The organism is Dyella koreensis, from assembly GCF_044904565.1.
Classification (GTDB): Bacteria; Pseudomonadota; Gammaproteobacteria; order Xanthomonadales; family Rhodanobacteraceae; genus Dyella_D; species Dyella_D koreensis.
On record NZ_JADIKD010000009.1, the window covers coordinates 322,734 to 341,885 of the forward strand.

Consider the following 19,152-nt stretch of genomic DNA (forward strand, 5'->3'; position numbering starts at 1 on the left):
AGCGCGCGGGGATCGCGCACAGGGTGCGCTCCTACAGGCGATGCGAAGCGAGCCCGTAATGGGCCCCCTGTGGAGCGGTGAGGGTTGGACGATCAGGCCCCGAAGGGGGTGCAGGCAGGGATGCCTGCGCCTTTTCGACACGACAGGGATGTCGTGTCGAAAAGCCCGGCCAAGCCTCACGGACTCGGAGGGCGAAGCCCGGAGAGCGCGCAAGAGGGGTGCCTTTTCTTTTGGTTACTTTTCTTTGGGCAAGCAAAGAAAAGTGACCCGACTCGCGGCAGCGAGGCGGAAGCCCGCCGCAGGCGAGCCCGGTCGCGATAACGCGACAACCAAGCGACAACGCCACTGGATCCCTGCCTGCGCAGGGATGACGAGTAGGAAGGCGCATCTCAAGGCAGAGAGGCGCTACTCATGAGCACCCTTATCTACGCCACCTACTGGACCTGCACCCTCCTCCTAATTCACATCTTCATCGGCTACCCCGCATGGATCTGGCTGCAAGCCCGCCTGCGCCCCCAACCCATCCACCGGCAAGCCATCACTCCCACCGTCTCCATCATCATCGCCGTCCACGACGGCGCTCACTACATCCAGGCCAAACTCGCCAACCTCGGCACCCTCGCCTACCCGCGCGACCGCATCGAAATCATCGTCGCCTGCGATGGCTGCCGCGACGCCACCGCGCGATTGGCCGAACGCTTCGGCGACCCGCGCGTGCGCGTGCTGAAGTACGTGGCGCGGCGCGGCAAGGCCGCCTGCCTCAACGACGCCATCGCCACCGCGCAAGGTGAAGTGCTGTTGTTCACCGATGTGCGCCAGAAGCTCGCGCCGATCGCCTTGCGCGAGCTGGTCGCCAACCTGGGCGATCCCGAGGTGGGCGCGGTCAGCGGCGAGTTGTTGCTGGCCGATGCGCGGACCGGTTTCGCGCATAGCGTGGATGCGTACTGGCGCTACGAAAAACTGATCCGCTACGCGGAAAGCCAATCCGGTTCCACCGTGGGCGTCAGCGGCGCGCTGTATGCGCTGCGGCGCGAACTGTACTGGCCGATTCCGCACGGCACAGTGCTGGACGACGTGCTGATTCCAATGCATGTGGTGGCGAGCGGCAGCCGCGTGGTGTTCGAGCCGCGCGCGCTGGCGTGGGATCGCATGTCGCAGCAACCGGTGGAAGAGCGCCGCCGCAAGATCCGCACACTCGCCGGCAATTGTCAGTTGATCCAACTCGCGCCTTGGCTGCTGTCGCCATGGCGCAATCCGCTGTGGTTCCGCTTCGTCAGCCACAAGCTGTTGCGCCTGTTGGCGCCGTGGCTGTTGCTGGGCCTGGCCGCGACCTCCGCGCTGCTGGCCACACGTCATCTGGTGTGCGCGCTGACACTGGCGGCACTGACCGCCGGTGCCTTGCTGGTGATCGCCGGCCGCCTGCTGCCGATGCTGGGGCGCTGGCTGCCAGTGCGTCTCGCGGTGGCGTTCTATTACCTCAACCTTTTCGCTGCGCAGGCGCTGATCGCCTTCGCGCGTAACCGGGGACTGCACCTATGGTGATGATCCAGGCGCAAGACAGTGGGCGTCCGGCCGGTCTGCGCGGGCGAGTGGGCGAGCTGTGCTACAGCAGTGGCCTGCTGCATACGTTGCAGCGCATGCGCTCGTGGTGGCGCCGGGATCTGCGCATCCTGGCCTATCACCGCGTGATGGAATTGCCCGACCCGGAGCATTTCGATTTCGACCTGGAACTGATCAGTGCGACGCCGCAGCAGTTCCGCCAGCAGATGCAGCTACTGAAACAGCGCTTCCTGCCGATGCGGCTCAGCGATGTGGCCGCACTGATCAATGCTGGCAAGGAAGTGCCCGCCGATGCCGTGGTGGTGACATTCGACGACGGCTATATCGACAACTACCGCATCGCCTTTCCCATCCTGCGCGAACTCGGCGTGCCGGCCACGTTCTTCGTCTCCACCGGCCATATCGACAGCGGCCGGCCGTATGCCTACGACTGGGTGGTGCACATGATCCTGCGCACCCGCGCCGATCGGCTGCAACTGCCGGAGCTGGGCATCGACATGCCGCTGCCGGCGTCGCGCGCGGAACGCCGCGCGCTGGCCGGCAGCGTGCTGACGCATATGAAGGAGCTCGATGCCATCACCCAGTCGGCGCTGATCGCGCGGATGGAAGAGGCCTGGCAGATGCCCTCCGACAGCGCGCCGGCCGATTGCCTGCCAATGAGCTGGGCGCAGGTGCGCGAGATGCATGCGGCGGGTTTCGAGATCGGTTCGCACGGCGTGCATCACCGCATGCTGTCCAAGCTGCCACCGACCGAGATGGCCTACGAAGTGCGCCACTCGAAAGCCACGCTCGACCGCGAACTGGGCCCGTCGCCGATGCTGATGTCGTACCCGGTGGGCGGCGATCGCGCCTTCAATGCGCGGGTGATCGAGACCACGCGCGCCGCCGGCTACGAGCTGGCCTGCGCGTATATCTCCGGCACCAACCCCCATCCGGAGAACAACCGCTACGCACTCAACCGTCTGCCGGTGGAACGCAACATGGGCCTGGGCTGGTTCGCCGCGATGCTGACCATGCCGCACCTGATGAGCTATCCGACAGTCCACCGCACGCACGCGATGAACGAGGCGCCTTCATGTTTCCCCTGATCCTGCTCTATGTGGTGCTCACCATCGTGCGCCCGCAGGACTACCTGCCAGGGCTGACCGGTGTGCCGCTGTTGCCGGCGGTGCTCGGGCTCGCTTTCCTGAGCTGGCTGTTCTCCAGCGCCAAGACGTATGCCGCGCCGCAGTTCCTGCTGCTGCCCGCCTTTTTGGTCACCTTGATGATCTCGCAGGTAACCAATGGCTGGAGCGGCGGTGCGCTGGATGAATTGGAGCGCTTCGGCCCGGCCGTCATCGCCTTCTTCGTGTTCGCCGCCGGCTGCACCACCCAGCGCCATGTGGTGACCGCGATGAAAGTGTTCGTGCTGTGCGCAGTGCTGCTGGCACTGCACGGCGTCGGCCAGGCACAGACCGGCGTGGGCTGGACCGGCACGCCACTGGGCGACGAAGGACGCATCCAGTACGTCGGCATCTTCAACGACCCCAACGACCTCGGCCTGCTGTTCGTAGCCACCCTCCCTATGGCCTGCTTCCTGGCCAACCGCAGCCACTTCATCGGCAAACTGCTGTGGTATGCGGGCGCCGCGCTGTTGCTCTATGGCGTGTACCTGACCAACTCGCGCGGCGCCCTGCTCGCGGTGCTGGTCGTCGCCGGCGGGTACATCTGGTATCGCCGTGGCCTGTTCACTGCCGCCAGCCTGGGTGCGGTCGGCCTGGTCGCGATGCAGTTCCTGTCGTCGCGCATGCAAGAGCTGGATGCCGGCGAGGAATCCGCCAATGGCCGCGTCGAAGCCTGGTACGAAGGCATGCACATGTTCCTGTCCAACCCGGTGTTTGGCGTGGGGGCGGGCAATTTCACCGACTACAACGAACTCACCGCGCACAACTCCTTCGTGCTGGTGCTGGCCGAGACTGGCTTTGTCGGCTACTTCCTTTGGCTAGCTTTCGTGGGTTACAGCTTCTGGATGATGCTGAGTGTGCTGCGTTATCAGCCGCCCGTGTCCACTCTGGAAACCCAAACCGAAAAGCGTATGGCGCTTACCTTGCTGCTGTCTTTGTGCGGTCTGTTTTCTGCGGCGTTCTTCCTTAGCCGCAGTTACATGATCGTGCTTTATCTGATTGCGGCGATGGTCACCGGTTACTACGTGGGGGCGCGGCAGCGGGAGCCTGCGTTGCCGGCTTTCAGTCTGGCGGAGGGGTGGTGGAGGTGGGTGCCGGCGTCGATGGGGAGTATTACGGCGTTGTATGTGTTGGCGGCGATTTTGTTGAGGACGGCGAAGTGAGTGGTCGTGACGCGCTCTCATGCTTCGTCATTCCGGCGCAGGCCGGAATCCAGAGTGGTGCGCTTCGGTTTTCGCGTCTGCGTGCCTTGGTTCGCCTGCGGCGGGCTTTCGTCCTCCTGCCGGAGGCCGAGTTACTTTTCTTTGCTTGCCCAAAGAAAAGTAACCAAAAGAAAAGGCACCCCTCTTACGCGCCCTCCGGCTTCGCCTGCGACGCGAAGCTAGTCCCGTGGGGCGGGTCCGTGAGGCTTGGCCGGGCTTTTCGACAGGACATCCATGTCCTGTCGAAAAGGCGTCGGCATCCATGCCGCCGCCCCCTTCGGGGCCTGATCGTCCAACCCTCACCGCTCCACAGGGGACCCGGTTACGGGCTCGCTTCGCATCGCCTTTCAGAGCAACAGCTCCCTCTCCCCTTCGGGGAGAGGGTTGGGGTGAGGGGCGGGTGCTCGGAACAACGCTGCTACGGAACGCCTGTAGGAGCGCACCCTGTGCGCGATCCACGCACGTGGGGCGATCGGGAAGCGCAAGGTGAAATGCAGGTCCTCGAAAAAGCGCAGCTACGCAGCTTTGCCGGGAGTTATGTGCCATGAGCGGCTGGTACGAGACGGCTTTCCAGCGTGTGCTCTATCCCGCATACGAGAGCGGCCTTCGCCGCCGCCATACTCTCTCGTACCTCGCCGACTACCAGCACGATCAATGGCTGTCGCCGGAGCGGATCGCGGCTTTGCAATGGCAGCGGCTGAAGCGGTTGCTTGAACATTGCGAACGCGAGGTTCCGTTCTATCGCCATCGCTGGCGCGAGCTCGGCGTCACCGCGGCCGATATCCGCAGTCTCGATGATTACGCACGGCTGCCGTTGCTGACGAAAGCGGATATCCGCCAAAACTTTGAGGCGTTGAAGGCGGAGTCTCTGCGCGATCGTCTGTTGTACAAGGCGACGGGAGGTTCTACCGGCGAACCGGTACGGTTCGGGTATACGCGTGAAAGTAATGACCGGCGCACGGCGGTGATGTGGCGTGGTTATGAGTGGGCGGGTTCGCGGATGGGGCGGCGCACGCTGTATCTGTGGGGCGGTGCGGTGGGGGAGCCAACGCGGGCGCATCAGTTCAAGGAGCGGGTGTTCAACGCGGCGTTTGCGCGGCGTGTGCTCAACAGTTTCCATATGACCGATACGAACATGGCGGAGTATGCGGATGCCATCGATCGCTATCGGCCGGAGATCATCGTCGCTTATGTGGGCCCGCTGGTACGGCTAGCGCAGTGGCTGATCGATAGTGGGCGGAAGATCCATCGGCCGCGCGCGATCATCGGCGGTGCGGAAGCGTTGCATGAATTTCAGCGACGCATCGTAGAGGAGGCCTTTGGCTGCCCGGCGTACAACACCTATGGCTGCCGCGAGGTGATGTTGATCGCGGCGGAATGTGAGCATCGGCAGGGTCTGCATATCAATGCGGATCATCTGGTAGTGGAACTGCTCAAGCCGGATGCTGGGAGTACGCTTCCGGGCGAAGTAGTGCTCACCGACCTGTTCAATTACGGCATGCCGCTGCTGCGCTATCTCAATGGCGACATGGCGACGGCGGCTTCGCACCATTGCGATTGCGGCCGCGGCTTGCCGCTGCTGGAGCGGGTGGATGGGCGCGTGCTCGATGCCATCCGCACACCGGACGGTCATTACCTTCCGGGCGAGTTTTTCCCGCACATGCTGAAGGACGTCGCCGGTGTCGAGCGTTTCCAGCTGGTGCAGCGGCGGCTGGAAAGGCTTGATCTGTCCATCGTGCGCGGCAGCGCCTTCAACGACGACTCGCTGGCCTATATCCACCGCGAGGCCGGCAAAGTACTGGGCGGGCGAGTGGAACTGCATTGCCATTTCGTCGACGACATTCCGCTGACGCCGAGCGGCAAGCTGCGTGTCACCGTCTCCGAGCTGTCGTCATGAACATCACTCACGTGGTGGAGAACCTGGACCGCGGCGGTCTCGAGCGCATGGTGCTGGAGCTGGTCAAGCTGCAGCAGCGCCAAGGCCATCGCTGCCTGGTGGTGTGCCTGTTCGACGCTGGTGCGCAGGCCGGCGAACTGCAGTCGCTGGGCATCCCGGTGATCGCCTGCGGCAAGCGTGACGGCCTGGATATGGGCGTGCTACTACGGCTGCGGCACAGCATCCGTCAGCACCACACCGAGGTACTGCACACCCACAACGCGGTGGCGCATTACCAGGCGGTGCTGGCCAGCATCGGCCTCGGCATCAAACACATACTCAACACCCGCCACGGCATGGGTGGCGGCAACCGCCGCTCCGGCCGGCGCGAATGGCTGTATCGCCGCGCGCTCGCCGGCACGCACACCGTGGTCGCCGTCTGCGAAGCCTCGCGCCGCGACGCCATCGCACGCGGCATCCTGCCGCGCGAGAAAACCCGCGTAGTACCCAACGGCATCCGCGTCGACCGCTTCCAGCCCGCCACCGACGACATGCGCCACCGCCTGCTGCAAATTCTCGGCCTGCCGCCGCAGCGCCGCCTGATCGGCAACGTCGGCCGCCTCAACTGGACCAAAGACCAGAGCGGCCTGATCCGCGCCTTCCGTCACGTCCACGCCCAGCGGCCCGACACCGCTCTGGTCTTGATCGGCGACGGCGAACTGCGCGCCGAACTCCAGCAATGCGCCCGCGACGAAGGCGTCGCCGACAGCGTCTACTTCCTCGGCGACCGCAACGACGTCCACGACCTGCTGCAAGGCCTCGACCTGTTCGTGCTCTCCTCCATCACCGAGGGCTACTCCATGGCGCTGCTCGAAGCCTGCGCCGTCGCCCTCCCCATCATCGCCACCGACGTCGGCGGCAACGCCGAAATCGTCCACGACCACCGCACCGGCCGCATCGTCCCCCCCAACAACCCGCAAGCCTTAGCCGACGCCATCCTCGGCATGCTCCACGAACTGGGACAAGCGACAGCGTGGGGACATGCCGCGCGCGCATGGGTGGAACAGCACGGTTCGCTGGAAGCAATGGCGAAGCGCTATGCGCAGCTTTATGAAGGCGGCGTGGCGAGGGGGCAGCATGGATAGGTGGCTGGCCCATGCAGCGATGCTCGAATGTGCAGGCGCTCACCAAAGCCCGCGAAATAGCAGCGCGATCCCGAACACCCACCCCTCACCCCAACCCTCTCCCCGGAGGGGAGAGGGAGCTGCTCTTTCTTTTTCTCAGCTAGGCGATGCGAAGCGAGCCCGTAACCGGGTCCCCTGTGGAGCGGTGAGGGTTGGACGAAAAGGCCCGCAGGGGAACCGGCATGGATGCCGGTTCCTTTTCGACACGACAGGGATGTCGTGTCGAAAAGCCCGGCCAACCCTCACGGACTCGGAGGGCGAAGCCCGGAGAGCGCGCAAGAGGGGTGCCTTTTCTTTTGGTTACTTTTCTTTGGGCAAGCAAAGAAAAGTGACCCGGACCGCGGCAGCGGTTCGGAAGCCCGCGGCAGGCGAGCCAGCGCACGCAGACGCGACAACCGTAGCGCACCACTACTGGATCCCTGCCTACGCAGGGATGACGAGTAGGAGGGAATGTCGCAAGAGCCGAACCCTTTCCCGAAGGGAGAGGGAGCAAAGCAACACCCAAGCGAGGCGCCCATGAAAATCCTCGCCCTCACCAACCTCTTCCCCACCCCCTGGGCCCCCCACCGCGCCCCCTTCAACCGCCAACAATTCGAACGCCTGGCCCGCGACCACGACGTCGATGTACTCACCGCCGTCGACTTCCGCGAACGACTCACCAACCCGCGCAGCGACCTCAACATCGCCCATCTCCACACCGACCACTTCATCTACCTCTACCCGCCGCTGATCGGCCGCAGCCTGCACGCCATCTGCTGGCTGCTCTCCCTGCTATGGCAGCGCGGCCGTCAACTTCGCACCACCCACTACGACTGCCTGCTCGCCAGCTGGGCCTACCCGGACGCTGTCGCCACCAGCTGGCTCGCGCGCCGTTTGGGCGTGCCCTATGTAGTGAAACTGCATGGCAGCGACATCAACGTGCAGGCCGGCTACGCACTGCGCCGGATGCAAATCCGTTCGGCGCTGCGTCACGCGAATGGCGTCGTCACAGTGAGTCGTGCACTGGCGGACAAGGCGATCGCGCTGGGCGCGGATCCGGCGCATGTCCATGTGCTCTACAACGGCGTCGACAGTCATCGGTTCGCGCCCGGCCCGCGAAGCGAAGCGCGGCAACGCCTGCAACTTTCCGCGGATGCGCCTCTGCTGCTCTATGTCGGCAACCTGAAGGCGAGCAAAGGCTGTATCGATCTGCTCGAAGCGTTTCCCGCCCTGCTCGCGGCGAAACCACAGGCGCGCCTGCTCTACATCGGCGAAGGCCCTTGCCGCGCGGAGCTGATGCAACGCGCCACCGCGCTGGGTTGCGCTGAACGCGTGGAGCTCAAGGGCGCGATCAAACACGACGCGCTGGGCGATTGGTTCCGCGCAGCCGACCTGCTGTGCCTCCCCAGCCACAACGAAGGCGTGCCGAATGTAGTGTTAGAAGCGATGGCTTGCGGCACGCCGGTGGTGGCGACGCGCGTGGGCGGCATTCCGGAAGTGGTTCCAGCGCAGGCCGGCATCCTGGTACCCGTGAAAGACCGCGTCGCCTTGTCGGCTGCCTTGCTGGAGGCGAGCGAACGGTCGTGGGACGGCGCCGCGATCGCCGCGCATGCCGCGAACTTCCGCTGGGAAGACAACGTCAACCGGCTGGCCGCGATCCTGCAACAGGCCATCGCGCCAGCCGCTGCCTCTATCGGTGCACCCGCATGAACATGAGGCCAAAGAAGCAACAGTTACTGGGCCTGCTGCCGGAGTCACTGGTGATGGTGCGTGGCCCGCGCGCGGGCAATGCGCGCTATCTCACCTTCGACGATGGCCCCGAGCCGGACCACACACCGCGCCTGCTCGATCTGCTCGCCGCGCACCATGTCCATGCCACCTTTTTCCTGATTGGCGAAAAAGTGGAGAGGCATCCGCGACTGGTCGAGCGCATCGTGGATGAGGGGCATCGACTGGGCAATCACTCGTACAGCCATTACTCGTTCCGGCCGATGTCGCTGGAGAAGAAGCTGTACGAGATCAACCACACCGACGAACTGCTCTATCCCTTCGACGGCCTGCGTCATCACCCGATGCGCCCGCCACGCGGGGACATGGCACCGTCGCTGCTGTGGTACTTCGCCATGCACCGGCGCCTGCTGGTGCATTGGTCGTACGACAGCCTGGATTATCAGGAAGCCTCCGAAGAAGCCTTGCTGGCGCGCCTGCGCACCATGCCGCCGCAGCCTGGCGACATCGTGCTGATGCACGACGACAGCGACAAGGCGGCCAACGCCTTGCGCATCGTTTTGCCGGAATGGCTCACGGCGGGCCATCGATTCCGCGTCTTGCCCGAGGTGATGCCATGAACATCATCTATCACCACCGCACGCAAGGACGGCATGTGGAAGGCGTGCACATCCGCGGCATCGTGCACGCGCTGCGCGAGCTCGGCCACCAGGTGACGGTGATCTCGTTCCCCGGCGCCGATCCGGAACACGAGCCGGCGGTGCAGGTCAACGCGAAGCGCGGGCGGCTCGGCAGCGCCATCGCGCGATTGCCTGGCGTGCTTTTTGAAATTCTAGAGCTCGGTTACAACCTGGTGACGCTGCTGCGCCTGAGCGCGGCGATCCGTCGCCTTCGACCCCAGCTGATCTACGAGCGCTATTCGCTGTTCCTGTTCGCCACCGTGTGGCTGGCGCGGCGGCACGGCATTCCGCTGGTGCTGGAGATCAACGATTCCGCGCTGGTGCAACGCGTGCGCCCACTGCGCCTGAAGAAACTGGCACGGCGTATCGAAAGCTGGTGCCTGCGCCACGCCACGGGACTGGTGTTTATCTCCAACTATTTCCGCGACCACGCGGAGGTCGCCTACGGCGCGCTGGCGCCGTCGGTGATTTCGCCCAACGCCGCGAATCTCTCGCGCTTCGACCCGGACAAGTTCGACCGTACCCGCCTGCGCGCCGAGCACGGACTGGAAGGGCGCGTGGTGTGCGGACATATCGGCGTATTCGCGCACTGGCATGGTGTGGACGGTTTTGTCGAAGCCATCGCGGCGCGGCTCTCGGAAGCGCCGGAGCTGGCCCTGGTCTTCGTCGGCGATGGCCGCACGCTGCCTGCCGTGCGCGAACTGGTGGCGCAGCGCGGCCTGTCGGATCGCGTGCTGCTGCCGGGCCGCGTGCCGCACGACGAGATCGCCGGCTGGATCGCCTGCATGGATTACGCCGTGCTGCCCGACTCCAATCAGTACGGCTCGCCGATGAAGCTGTTCGAGCTGATGGCGATGGGCGTGGCCGTGGTGGCGCCCGACTACGCGCCGGTGGCCGAGGTGATCGAAGACGGCAACACCGGCTGGCTGTTCCCGCGCGGCGAGACCGCGCTCTGCGTGCAGCGTGTGCTCGATCTCGCCGCGCACGAGGACGAACGTCGCCGCATCGGCCGTGCCGCGCGCGACTACATCGTGCGCGAGCGACAGTGGCGCAATAACGCCGAGCAACTGCTGACCCTGGTGCCGGCAGGAGGCCAGTCGTGATGCTCTACCTCGCCCTGGCGTTCCTGCTGCTGATGGGTGCCGCCATCGCCCTGCTCGCCTGGGCCATCCGCGCGCGCCATATGCAGATCTGGCTGGGCAGTTATCTGCGCCGGCGTCGGCCGCCAGAAGTGAATGGCCCGGTGCATGTGATGTTCTGCTTCGTCGATCACTTCGAGCCGGCCTGGGGCCGGGTGGATCTGGCCACGCAGCGCCGGCGCGTGGACCGCTGGTGCCACGACTACCGCGCACTGGCCGCGGTGCATCGCGATGCGGATGGCTGCCCGCCGCAGCACACCTTTTTCTATCCCGAGGAGGAATACCTCGAGGAACATCTCGACAAGGTAGCCGCGCTGTGTGCGGATGGCTACGGCGAGGTCGAGATCCACCTGCACCACGATAACGACCACGCCGAGAACTTTGTCGCCACCCTGAAGCGCTTCAACGAACTGCTTCACGCGAAACACGGCGCGCTGCCACGCGATCCACGCACCGGCCTGCTGCGCTTCGGTTTCATTCACGGCAACTGGAGCCTGTGCAATTCGCGCGCGGACGGCCGCTGGTGCGGCATCAACAACGAGTTGGTGCTGTTGCGCGAGCTCGGCTGCTACGCCGACTTCACCCTGCCCTCCGCGCCCAGCGACACACAGACAAGCATGGTCAACGCGATCTACTACGCCACCGACAAACCGGGCCAGCCACGCTCGCACGACAGCGGCGTGCCGGTGCGCGTCGGCGGCCAGCCCAGCGGTGACCTGATGATCATCCAGGGCCCGCTCGGCCTGAACTGGCGCGAGCGGCGCTATGGCTTGATTCCGCGTATCGAGAACGCCGATGTGCGCCGCGCATGCCCACCCACGCCGGCGCGCGTGGATGCCTGGGTGCGCACCGGCATTCATGTCGAAGGACGCCCTGAATGGGTGTTCGTCAAAGTGCATACGCACGGCACGCAAGAACGCGACATGGATACCCTGCTGGGTCCGGCCATGCACGCGATGCACGACCATCTCGAACGCGCCTACAACGATGGCGATCGCTACGTGCTGCACTACGTGACCGCGCGCGAGATGTACAACATCGCCAAGGCCGCCGAGGCGGGTAAGCGCGGCAACCCTGGCGAATGGCGCGATTTCGAGATCCAGCCACCGCCCTGCCTGGCCCAGAGCCTGCCTCATATCTCCGCGTGGCCCGCGCCGGGATCTGTTTGCGCGCAGGACAAGGAAGAGGGAGGGCGTGTATGTCAATACACAACCGAGCGATGACGCAGGCCTGCGCGCAAACAGACCTGGCCCGAAGGGTTGATGAGCCATGGGCGCCAGGCGGCGGTGCGCGGCTTGACCTGGCGGCCAGCCAGGCACTGCGCCACGCCCCACCACCTGGCGCCCATGGCTCATCAACGCGGGCTACGCGGAGATATGAGGCAGGCTCTCGGGAACGATCATGCGCAGTGTGCTGATCTGCCACGCCAGCGACGCATTCGACCGCGAAGGGCTGGCCGCGTGGCTGGCGTCGTTCACCGAACTCGCCGGCGTGGTGGTGCTGGATGAAACCCGCGCGCAACGGCGTGCGCGGGTGCGGAGGGAACTGCGCCGCGTCGGTCTGCTGCGGTTCGTCGACGTCGTCGCCATGCGTGTCTATCAACGCGTCGCACTCGCAGGACGCGACCGGGCCTGGTTGAAGCAAGCGCTGGCCACCTTGCGGCGGCGCTACGGCCCGGCTCCCGACGTGCCGCAGATCATGGCCGCCGACGTCAACGACGCTAAGGTACTTACCTTCCTGCGCCAGGCTAAGCCCGACCTGGTGCTGGCGCGCTGCAAGCAACTGCTCAAGAAGAAGCTGATCGCGGTGCCGAAGCTGGGTTGCTTTGTGCTGCATCCGGGCATCTGTCCGGAATACCGCAATGCGCACGGCTGCTTCTGGGCGCTGGCGCAACGCGATCTGGACCGCGTCGGCATGACCCTGCTGAAAGTCGACGCCGGTGTCGACACCGGCCCCGTCTACGGTTACTACCGCTACGCCTTCGACGAGCTTAACGAATCCCACGTGGTGATCCAGTACCGCGTGGTGATGGAAAACCTCGGGGCCCTCGCCACACGCTTCGCCGAGATCGCCGCCGGCAGCGCGCAGCCGCTCGACACCCGCGACCGCGCCAGCGCCACCTGGGGCCAGCCGTGGTTCACCCGTTACCTGCGCTGGCAACACGCCGCCGCGCGCATGGCCGTGCCATGAACATCGCCGCACTGATGTACCACGACGTGGTCGCGCCAGGCCGCGACGACGACAGCGGTTTTCCCGGCGCCGCCGCCGCGCACTACAAACTGGAAACCGGCGAGTTCTTCCGCCATCTGGGCGAACTCGCCAACAGCGGTCTGCGCTTCGTGCCCGTCACCGCCGCGCCGCGGCTGGACGCACGCAGTTGCCTGCTTACCTTCGACGATGGTGGCGCCAGCGCGCTATCCGTCGGCGTGGAGCTCAGCGCGCGCCACATGACCGGCCACTTCCTGATCACCACCGCACGCATCGGCACCCCAGGCTTCGTCAGCGCTGACGATTTGCGTGCGCTACGCGCCGAAGGTCACCTCATCGGCAGCCACTCTCACACCCATCCCGCCGAAATCTCCCGCCTCGACACAGCGGCACTGGATCGCGAATGGCGAGAGAGCGTCGACCGCCTGCAACAGATCCTCGGCGAACCGGTCACCGTCGCCTCCATTCCCGGCGGCTTCTATTCGCGCAGCGTGGTGCAGGCCGCCGCTCGCGCCGGCATCCGCCATCTCTTCACTTCCGAACCTACGATCCGCACCCATCGCGTGGACGATTGCCTGGTATTCGGCCGCTACACGCTATGGCGCGACATGCCATCCGCCAACGCACTCGCGCTGGCCCTGGGCACCGATGCATTGCGCCAGCGGCAGTGGCTGACGTGGAATCTCAAGAAGCCGTTGAAGCGCGGGGCGCGGCCGCTTTACCGGCTGGTGCGGAGGCGGTGGCTTGGGGAGGCTTGAGGTCGCACGGGCGGGCGCCCTGACTTTGTTACTGCCTGTGGGCCGCCGCCTCCAACAACCGATCCACCAGCTCGCCCATCGTGCACGTAGCGGCATCGCGCCAGAACGCAGAGCCCAACGGGGCACCCAGCATTTCCTCTATTTCGCCGAGCGCATCGCCTATATCGATGTCGCTATCGATCACTCCAAACCTCGGCCCACCTGCCACCACTGACAGCGGGTCATCGGGAATGAAGTAAGGACTTGTCCAGTGAAGATAGCGGGAGAAAATCCCGCCCGCGGCAAGCGCGAGCGACTGGCGTTCGCCGCCGCCCCAGATGTCCATCAGCTCTGCCGTCCGACTCGCCTGTTGCTGCCGGAGATGCTCAAAGAACGAAAGGTCGGGACCAAGCCATCTCACTCCGATGAAGAACTTCTTCCATCGATCCGTGGGCGGATAGTGATCCGGGTAACGCAAAGGTTCGCTGGGTAGCATCGGACAAGGCACCGGGTCACGGAGACACTTGCGAAGCATAGTTCAGCGGGAGCAGCGCCGTTTCCGGCGACCGGCGAACGACGCTGCCCTTCTTCTACTTACGCCTCGACTTCTTCCTCATCCTCTTCGTCTTCTTCCTCGAACTCCGAAAGCTCTTCCACACGCAGGAAGTTTTCGGCGTCATCGGCGAAGTCGATGACTTTGTCGTCGGCGCACATGGGACGGACATCGCGGCGCTTCACGCCGTTCTCGATGGTTTCGACCAGCGCGAAGCAGACGATGGCTTCGGCGGTTTCCTCGCCGTCCATGTCGTATACAGCCACCCAACCGGTGGCGGGCATGATTTGAATGATGGTTTCCTGGTCCGACATGGCACACCCATTTGGCTAAAAGTGTTCTAGCTTGCCGGGCGCCACATATCACCGCAAGGGAATCCGTAGTTATTTCTGGCCGCCTTGCTGGCTTCCGCCGCCGCTTCCTCGGCATCCGCCTTCAGATACGCGGTGTAGCCCTTGGCTTCATTGGCCTGACAGGTGATGTGGCGGGTGGTTTCGTCGCTGACCTGGGCACGAACGTGCCGAGGCCGAAGTCGGAGCGCTCGAGCGTGGCAGTGCTGGAGCCGGCGATCGGGTGATGGCTTGCCGGCGCATCGGCATCTAAAGCCTGGAACTAAATCCTGATACCCAAAGCGATGGCGCGAAAACGCTCAGTCGCCGCGGAATGCGCGTGCGGCGCATGAGCCAGCAGCAGTTCGGCCTGGGTCGTCACACCCGGCAAATGCCTGAAAACCACGCCACCCGGCAGCACGGCCTGCGCCGATGCGGGCGCGATGGTCACGCCCAGGCCGGCCTTGACCAGGCTGATCACCGCCGGCCATGAGCCGGCCTGGTGCGTCACCGTTGGCGAGAAACCCACCTCGATACAGATGCTCACAATGGTGTCGTGCAGCCCGGGCGCGGTATCGCGCGGAAACAGGACGAACGGCTCGTTCGCAAAGCTCGCCAGGGCGATGCGCCGGCGTTGCGCCATCGGATGTCCCTCCGGCATGGCAAGCATGAAACGCTCACGCAACAGCGATTCGGTCTTGACGCCTGTGTAGCGGAACGGCGCACGCACGATAGCGACATCGAGTTCGCCGCTTGCCAGCGCATGGCCGATATCCAGCGATTCCCGATCCTCCATGCGCAATGCAATGCCGGGGTATTTTTCGCGAAAACGGCGGATCAGCCCGGGCAACACACCAAACGCGGACGACGCGCCGAAACCAATGCGCAATGCGCCCGTCTCCCCTTCGGCCACGCGCTGCACAGAAGTAACCGCTTCGGCGCGTTTGGCGAGCATGCCGCGCGCATGCTCCAGCAACTGCGAGCCGGCCGGGGTCAGCGCTACGCGGCGACTGGAACGCGCGAGCAGTTGCACGCCCAGCTCGTCTTCCAGCTTGCGGATTTGCTGACTGAAGGGTGGTTGCGCCATGCGCACGCGCGCGGCCGCACGGCCGAAGTGCAGTTCCTCGGCCACCGCGACAAATAGCTGCAATTGCCGGAACTCCATGATCGAGACCTTATGCATATCGATGGAGTAGCAAAGATATATTGGATATACACAATGCGGCCACCTAGCATGAAGGCATGCCGCGGCCACCGCCCGCGCTGACTCCACTCGCCCGGGTCTACCGTATGAACATCCGTGTCCGTGCCAGCGTGTTGCTGGCGATATCGCTGTGGCTGTCACCCCTCGCCCGCGCCGCCGACGTCGGGTTGAGTGACCGCGACTGGAACTTGCAGGCAGACACTGCACTGCGCGCGAAACTGGATGCAGCCGACGCGTACCTCCACTATCCAGAACGCATCCGTGATACCTGGCTGCCGCCGCAGTGGCTGCGCGACGGCGAGCGCTTCGTGACCTGGGCCGCCACCGGACCGCACCACGGCGGCTGGGTGATGGTGAATGCGCGCACCGGCGAATCCACACCCGTGCCCATGCCCGACACGCTGCGCAACGAACTGGCCGGATCAGCCGGCAAGGCGGATCCACCGCCGATGCAGCCGCTCTTCGCGTTGACGCCAGATCAGCGACGCATCGTTTTCCGCAATGGCAACAAAGTCGCCGCGCTTGGCCTGGCCGACAGGCGCGTCGAGACCGTCGCCGCCAACGATGCGATGGCCCTCGGCCTTTCGCGCGACAGCGCCTGGTCGCCCGAAGCGCGCATCCTCGCTACACCGCGTGGCGACGGCTTCGCCCTGATCGATCGCGATGGCAAAGTGCGACTTGCGCGCGAGGCAGGCAAGGACGAAACCTGGGAACTTCCCGGCAAGGGTTGGTCGCCGGAGGGGCGGAAATTCGCGGTATGGCGGGTCGATAACCGCAACGTACACACCATCCCGATCGTCGATACCAGCGATGCGCTGGAAAAGGTAACGATGGTTCCGTACGCCAAGAGCGGCACACCGCTGCCACGGCGCGAACTGTATGTGGCCGATCCCGCTGGCGGCACTATGAAGCTGGCGATGACACTGCCCGCCGACACCTACGGCTGGCTGGCCGCATGGCGTCCGGACGGCAGCGAGATGCTGGTGTTGCAGTTATCGCGCGACGGCAAGCGGCTCGATCTGCTTGCCGTTAACGGGGACTGGAAATCACGCCTGGTTCTGCGCGAGGAACGCCCGCGCAGCTTTGTCGGCGGACTCGACTTCGCCATGGACGGCTGGAAGCAGCAACTGCTTCCGCTTGCCGATGGCAAGCGATTCGTGTGGATGTCGGAACGCGATGGCTGGCGACACGCCTATCTGTATGACTACACGGGCAAGCTGCTTCGCCAGATCACGCGCGGAAACTTTCCGGTGCATCAGGTGCTGGCGGAAACGCCCGAGCACGATGGCCTGCTGATCCAGGCTTCGGCCGAGCCCGATACGCCTTATGAGCGCTTTCCCTATCGTGTCTCGCTCAGCGACAACCCCATGGTGCGCTTGGCGTCCTCACCCGGCATACATCGTTTGTTTCCCTCGCCATCCGGGCGCTACTTCGTGGATGGATACTCCAGCCGCACGCAGCCGCGCATATGGGCAGTCGCAGCCATCGACGGCAGCAGCACGTTCCGTTACGCACAGGCCGATGCCAGCGCACTTGCCGGCATTCATTACCAGCCGCCCGAGCCCTTCACCGCACTGGCCGCCGACGGCACCACCCGCCTGTATGGCGTGATCTACAAACCGTGGGACTTCGATTCCAACAAGCACTACGCCGTGATCGATTGCATCTACGGCGGCCCCTTTACCACGGTGGTGCCATGGAGTTCGGTCGGTTCGGTGGAATCGCTCGTCGCCGGCGCGCTTGCGCAGATGGGCTTCATCACGGTGGTGCTGGATGCACGCGGCTCTCCGGGGCGCGGCAAAGCATTTCAGGACGCCAACTACGGCCGCATCGGCCAGACCGAAATCCCCGACCACGTCGCGGCCCTGAAGCAGATCGCGGTCCGCCGCCCTTATATGGATTTGAACCGCGCCGGCATCGTCGGCCATTCCTGGGGCGGCTACTTTGCGCTGCGCGGCATGCTCACTGCGCCGGACTTTTTCAAGGCCGGCTATGCGGGCGCGCCTGGCGCGTTCGAAGAAGAGGCCATCATCAACGAGCCTTATCTTGGCCTTCCCGGCCAGCACCCCGCCAGCTATCGCGACGGCTCCAACATGCTGATCGCCGCCAACCTGCGCGGTACCCTGCGGCTGATGCACGGCACCGCCGACGTCAATGCACCATTCTCCACCACGCTGCGCATGATCGATGCGCTGATCAAGGCCGGCAAACGCTTTGAGCTGCTGGTAATGCCCGGCGAAACCCATTCGCCCGAGGATCAGGCGCGCCGCTACTACTACGACGATGTGAGGCTGTTCTTCCTGCGTACCTTGGGCGGACCCGAGTGATCCGCGCCAGCGTCGCCAGTTGACTGGCGGCGCTGAAAGCCTTCGCGTTGTGGTGTATCCGACAACTCGATCGCAAGCAGGAAGTAACGCGACGATCACGTGCCACAACGCGGACGTGGCGTAGGTCTTTTTGCGGCACCTCTCACACTCTCGCTAACTTGCTTCAACCTGTCGAAAACAGTCGCGACCATTCAAATGTGGTGGTTCCGCTCGTTCCGAGAGCCGATACGCGACGCCCTATTTCCTGTTGATCGACATGGACCGCACATCACCCTGCCTTTAGTTGGGTGCGCGGCGCGCGGCGTTCCGTATACCTTGCGCACCCCACCCACCCGCATCACCATCCCCACGGAAAATGCATGTCGACTTCCATCCTCACGCCAAGCGGCCTGCGTTTCTCTTGCGCAGTGACGCGCGAGCCGCATGCCGTTGGCACGCACTGCCATATCCGCCAGTTTCGTCACACCGACTTCGAGCAGGCGATGAGCCCGCTGGTACTGGCTGACCACTTCGTAATGACCGGCCCGACATTTGAATTGCATCCGCATGCGGGCATGTCGGCGGTGACCGTGCTGTTCGAGGAGACCGTTGGCTGGATGAGCAGCCATGACAGTGTGCATAACGATCACCGGATCGAACCCGGTGATCTGCACTGGACCCTGGCCGGCAAGGGCATCGTGCATACACAGCAGCCGGAAGGCACGCACGCCCGGCTCGATGGCTTGCAGTTGTTCGTCAACCTGCCGAAGCGGCTCAAGCGCACCGAACCCGCCACGATGCTGATACAGGCAAACGACGTACCGGTGATCGAGGAGCCGGGAGTGCGTTTGCGCGTGCTGGCCGGCTCCCTTGGCGGCAAGACGTCTCCGCTTCCGACGCCCGAACCGATCCTGATCGTGGATGGCCGGCTCGATGCCGATGCCTGCGCCAATCTTCCGCTGCCGGCCGGCTGGAATCTTTGGCTTTATGCCAGGGACGGCGACCTGAGCGCGCTGGGACTCGGCGCAGCGGAAGACAACAAGAGCGTCGAACTGCCCTCCGGCGCTGCCGCCGCCATCTCGGCCGAGGCCGCCGGGACCGTGCAGGTGCGCGCCTCGGCGAGCGAAGTGAAGCTCGGCGTCAGGTTTGTTGCCATCGCGGGGCCTGCGATCAACGAGCCTATCGTGCAGAAAGGTCCCTTCGTGATGAACAGTCTCGAGGAGATCGAGCAGGTAACGACCGATTATCACGCCGGGCGGTTCGGTACCGTGAAGCCTTTTACCAGTGGAACCCCGTGAATTCGA

16 protein-coding genes are annotated in these 19,152 nt (G+C 64.7%); 13 read left to right on the forward strand and 3 right to left on the reverse strand.

Annotation, left to right across the window (positions count from 1 at the left end; translation table 11 throughout):
- The first annotated feature begins 411 nt into the window (after window positions 1-411).
- The 11 genes from ISS97_RS08830 (at window position 412) to ISS97_RS08880 (ending at window position 13,477) form a co-directional block, all read left to right on the forward strand.
- On the forward strand, window positions 412-1,542 hold the full coding sequence (locus ISS97_RS08830; RefSeq protein ID WP_379985193.1) for a glycosyltransferase family 2 protein: 1,131 nt from the start codon (window positions 412-414) through the stop codon (window positions 1,540-1,542).
- Window positions 1,536-2,648 carry a polysaccharide deacetylase family protein gene (locus tag ISS97_RS08835; RefSeq protein WP_379985192.1) on the forward strand — a complete coding sequence of 371 codons (1,113 nt, stop codon included), beginning with the start codon at window positions 1,536-1,538 and terminating at the stop codon, window positions 2,646-2,648. Before ISS97_RS08830 ends, ISS97_RS08835 begins: the two co-directional genes overlap by 7 nt.
- Window positions 2,636-3,886 (forward strand): O-antigen ligase family protein, encoded by a 1,251-nt coding sequence (locus tag ISS97_RS08840; protein ID WP_379985191.1) that lies wholly within the window; start codon window positions 2,636-2,638, stop codon window positions 3,884-3,886. The genes ISS97_RS08835 and ISS97_RS08840 overlap by 13 nt, the downstream gene beginning before the upstream one ends.
- Before the next feature lie 583 nt (window positions 3,887-4,469).
- Window positions 4,470-5,822, forward strand: coding sequence for a phenylacetate--CoA ligase family protein (locus ISS97_RS08845; protein WP_379985190.1), 1,353 nt, complete (start codon window positions 4,470-4,472; stop codon window positions 5,820-5,822).
- Window positions 5,819-6,946 (forward strand): GT4 family glycosyltransferase PelF, encoded by a 1,128-nt coding sequence (pelF, locus tag ISS97_RS08850; protein ID WP_379985189.1) that lies wholly within the window; start codon window positions 5,819-5,821, stop codon window positions 6,944-6,946. Before ISS97_RS08845 ends, pelF begins: the two co-directional genes overlap by 4 nt.
- A gap of 555 nt (window positions 6,947-7,501) precedes the next feature.
- The gene (locus tag ISS97_RS08855; protein WP_379985188.1) at window positions 7,502-8,674 is read left to right on the forward strand and encodes a glycosyltransferase family 4 protein; all 1,173 of its coding nucleotides are present in this window, start codon (window positions 7,502-7,504) and stop codon (window positions 8,672-8,674) included.
- Window positions 8,671-9,312, forward strand: a complete 642-nt coding sequence (locus ISS97_RS08860; RefSeq protein WP_379985187.1) for a polysaccharide deacetylase family protein — start codon at window positions 8,671-8,673, stop codon at window positions 9,310-9,312. The genes ISS97_RS08855 and ISS97_RS08860 overlap by 4 nt, the downstream gene beginning before the upstream one ends.
- Window positions 9,309-10,475 (forward strand): glycosyltransferase family 4 protein, encoded by a 1,167-nt coding sequence (locus ISS97_RS08865; RefSeq protein WP_379985186.1) that lies wholly within the window; start codon window positions 9,309-9,311, stop codon window positions 10,473-10,475. The genes ISS97_RS08860 and ISS97_RS08865 overlap by 4 nt, the downstream gene beginning before the upstream one ends.
- Window positions 10,475-11,734 (forward strand): hypothetical protein, encoded by a 1,260-nt coding sequence (locus tag ISS97_RS08870; RefSeq protein ID WP_379985185.1) that lies wholly within the window; start codon window positions 10,475-10,477, stop codon window positions 11,732-11,734. Before ISS97_RS08865 ends, ISS97_RS08870 begins: the two co-directional genes overlap by 1 nt.
- A gap of 178 nt (window positions 11,735-11,912) precedes the next feature.
- On the forward strand, window positions 11,913-12,701 hold the full coding sequence (locus ISS97_RS08875) for a formyltransferase family protein (RefSeq protein WP_379985184.1): 789 nt from the start codon (window positions 11,913-11,915) through the stop codon (window positions 12,699-12,701).
- Window positions 12,698-13,477: a polysaccharide deacetylase family protein gene (locus ISS97_RS08880; RefSeq protein WP_379985183.1), complete on the forward strand. Its 780-nt coding sequence runs from the start codon at window positions 12,698-12,700 to the stop codon at window positions 13,475-13,477. The genes ISS97_RS08875 and ISS97_RS08880 overlap by 4 nt, the downstream gene beginning before the upstream one ends.
- 28 nt (window positions 13,478-13,505) lie before the next feature.
- On the opposite strand, the gene ISS97_RS08885 is transcribed toward ISS97_RS08880, so the two are convergent.
- The 3 genes from ISS97_RS08885 to ISS97_RS08895 form a co-directional block, all read right to left on the reverse strand.
- Entirely contained in the window at window positions 13,506-13,952 is a 447-nt protein-coding gene (locus tag ISS97_RS08885) for a hypothetical protein (RefSeq protein ID WP_379985182.1), read from the reverse strand.
- Between the two features lie 98 nt (window positions 13,953-14,050).
- Window positions 14,051-14,323 (reverse strand): hypothetical protein, encoded by a 273-nt coding sequence (locus tag ISS97_RS08890; protein WP_379985181.1) that lies wholly within the window; start codon window positions 14,321-14,323, stop codon window positions 14,051-14,053.
- 298 nt (window positions 14,324-14,621) lie between these two features.
- Window positions 14,622-15,503 carry a LysR family transcriptional regulator gene (locus ISS97_RS08895; protein ID WP_379985180.1) on the reverse strand — a complete coding sequence of 294 codons (882 nt, stop codon included), beginning with the start codon at window positions 15,501-15,503 and terminating at the stop codon, window positions 14,622-14,624.
- Between the two features lie 125 nt (window positions 15,504-15,628).
- Here ISS97_RS08895 and ISS97_RS08900 point away from each other — a divergent pair, with 125 nt between their 5' ends.
- Both ISS97_RS08900 and ISS97_RS08905 read left to right on the forward strand, forming a co-directional pair.
- Window positions 15,629-17,869 carry a S9 family peptidase gene (locus ISS97_RS08900; protein WP_379985179.1) on the forward strand — a complete coding sequence of 747 codons (2,241 nt, stop codon included), beginning with the start codon at window positions 15,629-15,631 and terminating at the stop codon, window positions 17,867-17,869.
- 359 nt (window positions 17,870-18,228) lie between these two features.
- The gene (locus tag ISS97_RS08905; protein WP_379985178.1) at window positions 18,229-19,146 is read left to right on the forward strand and encodes a pirin family protein; all 918 of its coding nucleotides are present in this window, start codon (window positions 18,229-18,231) and stop codon (window positions 19,144-19,146) included.
- Window positions 19,147-19,152 lie beyond the last annotated feature (6 nt).

What these genes read in the sequence shown, in the direction of transcription:
- ISS97_RS08870 (WP_379985185.1), top strand. Translation starts at nt 10,475, where the DNA reads ATGCTCTACCTCGCCCTGGCGTTCCTGCTGCTGATGGGTGCCGCCATC.
- ISS97_RS08895 (WP_379985180.1), bottom strand. Translation starts at nt 15,503, where the DNA reads ATGGAGTTCCGGCAATTGCAGCTATTTGTCGCGGTGGCCGAGGAACTG.
- ISS97_RS08890 (WP_379985181.1), bottom strand. Translation starts at nt 14,323, where the DNA reads ATGTCGGACCAGGAAACCATCATTCAAATCATGCCCGCCACCGGTTGG.
- pelF (WP_379985189.1), top strand. Translation starts at nt 5,819, where the DNA reads ATGAACATCACTCACGTGGTGGAGAACCTGGACCGCGGCGGTCTCGAG.
- ISS97_RS08835 (WP_379985192.1), top strand. Translation starts at nt 1,536, where the DNA reads ATGGTGATGATCCAGGCGCAAGACAGTGGGCGTCCGGCCGGTCTGCGC.
- ISS97_RS08860 (WP_379985187.1), top strand. Translation starts at nt 8,671, where the DNA reads ATGAACATGAGGCCAAAGAAGCAACAGTTACTGGGCCTGCTGCCGGAG.
- ISS97_RS08845 (WP_379985190.1), top strand. Translation starts at nt 4,470, where the DNA reads ATGAGCGGCTGGTACGAGACGGCTTTCCAGCGTGTGCTCTATCCCGCA.
- ISS97_RS08840 (WP_379985191.1), top strand. Translation starts at nt 2,636, where the DNA reads ATGTTTCCCCTGATCCTGCTCTATGTGGTGCTCACCATCGTGCGCCCG.
- ISS97_RS08830 (WP_379985193.1), top strand. Translation starts at nt 412, where the DNA reads ATGAGCACCCTTATCTACGCCACCTACTGGACCTGCACCCTCCTCCTA.
- ISS97_RS08885 (WP_379985182.1), bottom strand. Translation starts at nt 13,952, where the DNA reads ATGCTACCCAGCGAACCTTTGCGTTACCCGGATCACTATCCGCCCACG.
- ISS97_RS08905 (WP_379985178.1), top strand. Translation starts at nt 18,229, where the DNA reads ATGTCGACTTCCATCCTCACGCCAAGCGGCCTGCGTTTCTCTTGCGCA.
- ISS97_RS08865 (WP_379985186.1), top strand. Translation starts at nt 9,309, where the DNA reads ATGAACATCATCTATCACCACCGCACGCAAGGACGGCATGTGGAAGGC.
- ISS97_RS08875 (WP_379985184.1), top strand. Translation starts at nt 11,913, where the DNA reads ATGCGCAGTGTGCTGATCTGCCACGCCAGCGACGCATTCGACCGCGAA.
- ISS97_RS08900 (WP_379985179.1), top strand. Translation starts at nt 15,629, where the DNA reads ATGAACATCCGTGTCCGTGCCAGCGTGTTGCTGGCGATATCGCTGTGG.
- ISS97_RS08880 (WP_379985183.1), top strand. Translation starts at nt 12,698, where the DNA reads ATGAACATCGCCGCACTGATGTACCACGACGTGGTCGCGCCAGGCCGC.
- ISS97_RS08855 (WP_379985188.1), top strand. Translation starts at nt 7,502, where the DNA reads ATGAAAATCCTCGCCCTCACCAACCTCTTCCCCACCCCCTGGGCCCCC.